Raw genomic sequence first — 3074 nt, 5'->3', positions numbered from 1 at the left:
CCGACTTCAGAGCACCTGTATGCCAATACGTGGGCGATGAATTATCTGTTCCAGCATACCTTTGGCAAACAGCAAGGCACAATTACCTATAATTGTACCGCCGATATTACCTATGCCCGCACTTGGAAGGTTAAACAACCAGCCCTACCGGGACCAAATGGCACAACGATTCCGCAACCAGATACTCAAGGTTCCGATGAATATCCATACCAGTACAAGTTCAGCTTTGAGAGGAATTACAGCTACTGGAAGATCAATAACGTTGAACTGTATTCCATTGAGCAAGCCGAAATGGAGAATTATGCTCTCCCTGATGGTGGTCGGATCACGCTCTGGCCTCAGGGGTATACAGCGCCCGACCTGGAGATGGAGCATGATGAGGAGGTGGAGATTCATGTGATACCGCAGGAAACGGGGGAAATTAACTTCATTCCCGATGTGGTGGCAGGCGATGGATATGATCCGCCTGAAGTACCGGATGACACAGAACTGCTTAAAGGCATAGCTGAGGGTCAAACGGGCCCGCCTGATGTGAAGAATGATGCACTTGACTTTACGTGGGAAGGTTTAACCACGAAGGTAATGGATGGCAGCACTGTCGTTGAAAATGGACCGGATCCGACGCAAATCCCAGCACCGACAAAGATCGGTTCGTATAAAAACACCGGAGAGCAGGTGCTCTACGCAGATCAGCTGTTAATCCCCCAGGACCGCTTGAACAGGGCGAATACAGAGTCGACGGGGGAGATTGAGTATGCGCTTCATCCTACGACCTTGGGAGGCAGCGAAGGAATGACTTTTCCGATCAATTCCATTAACTCCGTCACCGTCCATACACCAGTGGTGAACTACTCGCTTGTCTCGGATGATCAGCCCCATAACCAGAAAACGGTGCCGAACATGAACCGGTCCGCGCTCATTTTGGAGCGACCGTTCACAGTTCGCATCCCGACCAACGGACAGCATCTGGATGCGGGGGCCTACCCCGGATATGGCGATCGGGATTACGCTAAATATTATCGGATTAAACAAGTTCGGTTTCCTTTTGACGTGTACAGTGCTGACCGAGCGCAATTTTATCCACGAAACACGTGGATCGACATCCAGGTACCGGTACTGGATACGACCTTCTATCTGCCCGTGTGGGTAGATGAAGGAGACTACCAGGTGCAATTCCGGAATATCGCTGAAAATGCTCCGTCGAATTTTAGTACTGAGCCAGAGATCGACGCCCAGCCCGATGCGAACAAAGATCTATACTACCACGCCGCTTCGGACGAAGTATCTGTGGAGGTGATAGGGCGACTATACGACTTTGAAATTACCGATATCGCCGATTATAACTGGGAGCTGGTCTTCCGCCGTTTCAAAAATAGCCTTGCGCCGACCTGGATCAGTTACTGGACGGGTACGCAGGATATCGACGGGGACAAGCGGGGGAACAAACCCCAGTTTACCGTCCCGATTCGCCCGGGCAGTCACCCCCTGCAAGGGTATCAAAATGTGGCGGTGAAAACGGGATATCACTTCAAGTTTGATTTTAAAACGAAAGGCAACATGTTTGGCCCAAGGGACGGCATACGTCTTACGCCAACCTTTGATTTTGTGAGTAAGGATGGAAGTACACGTGTGCCCGTGGATCTGTATTACTCCACCAACCAACGGAACTTTATTCGCATCGGTTCGACAGAAGATCAAGTGAAGCGATTCGTGATTTTAAACGATCGGCTACGTCAAGTTCCGTCCGAACAACTCCGAGATACAGCGACGTACAAATACAACCGGTATGGTGAAATCCATCCAGGGATGATGAGTGAGCGAGCGTATCAAGAATACTATCGAGACAAGTTCACGAAAATGAAAACACCCGTAGGCGGGTATAGTCTACTCTTGATGCCGGAACAACTTCGGACGTTTATTGGTCCGAAAACGAATATTCCAACGACCGCCAGTGCCGATGTACTGCGTGCGAATGCAGCCATTCAACAATGGTACGGGGAATACAGTCTACCCGCCGAGCCCTATGTAGTGCAAGCGGGAAAAAACTTGGCGGAGTATGGACGTACGCATGGCGGATTGGATGCTAAATCGCCAATCTTCCTGAAGGATGGGTATATCGTGGTGAACTTCAACTTTGAGTCCATTCGAGAGGGAAATCTCGCGGCACCGCATCTGCAATATATCCATGCCCCGCTGATGAATCAATGGTTGCTAGAAGGATTCCAGCGTAAGGTAGAGGATAGCTACGGAAACAGCTTTACGTTGCGTGACGGAGACGTGGTCTTTTACCATGCGGATCGCTCCAGCCGGGATGATTTCAGTGCACAGGTACCGCATTAAGAAACAAATGTAAGTATTACAATCAGTTACTGGATAGAAGAAATCCTTTTACTAGAGGATTTCTTCTATTTTACAACTACGTCGATAAAGTGAGGGATGGTTGTGTCCCGGATAATAACGATAATTACATTTACCATAATGATAGTTTTCATTTTAGGAGGGTGTTCAAGAGTGGATACAAAAGATAAAGAAATTATAGACCGTTCGAGGGCAATTGCTATTAAGTATTTGAAAGAAACATATGACTTGGATGTGACAATTACTAGGGAGCAAATGCAACCTAAAATGGCAATGAGTTGGGTTACTTTTTATGGCTATGTTTCTCAACATGAAGAACAATCTTTTAATGTTTCCATTAATTATGAAGAAAACAGAGCGGAGTCATTTAGTTTTAGCCCAGAATTAGAAACTTTTTTATTAAATGAAGGTTACGATCCATACAAATTGGAATGACAATGAAAGGTGGGCGTTTAAATGAATAAAGAGAGTTCAAATAATAGAGAAATTACTGATCTTGTTTATAAGAAAATGTCACAAGAAGCGTATAAGGATTATGAAACTGGTAAGAAAATAGGCGTTCTCCCTGGTTGGGAAGTACTAGACCAGAAACACAATTCATCGGGCATGGATGTAGTGACCTTTTATAATCCTGATACAAAACAAGCCGTCGTTGCTTTCCGAGGAACGGAAGGATCCAGCACTTGGGATAGAAAAGCTCCTGATTTAAAAGCGGA

General features: G+C 46.6%; 2 protein-coding genes and 1 pseudogene. All 3 read left to right on the top strand.

The window, feature by feature from the left end; translation table 11 throughout:
- Window positions 1–2340, top strand: a 2340-nt coding sequence (locus tag FE296_RS00415; RefSeq protein ID WP_150363990.1) for a DUF5704 domain-containing protein, incomplete at its 5' end; no start/stop codon positions are given.
- 171 nt (window positions 2341–2511) lie between these two features.
- Window positions 2512–2793 (top strand): hypothetical protein, encoded by a 282-nt coding sequence (locus FE296_RS00410; RefSeq protein WP_150363989.1) that lies wholly within the window; start codon window positions 2512–2514, stop codon window positions 2791–2793.
- 21 nt (window positions 2794–2814) lie between these two features.
- Window positions 2815–3074, top strand: a pseudogene (locus FE296_RS00405) (lipase family protein); the annotation flags it as partial.

It is taken from the genome of Paenibacillus sp. UASWS1643 (assembly GCF_008693195.1).
Classification (GTDB): Bacteria; Bacillota; Bacilli; order Paenibacillales; family Paenibacillaceae; genus Paenibacillus; species Paenibacillus amylolyticus_B.
The sequence above is the reverse complement of the archived record's forward strand: the minus strand, read 5'-3'. Positions and strand labels throughout refer to the sequence as shown.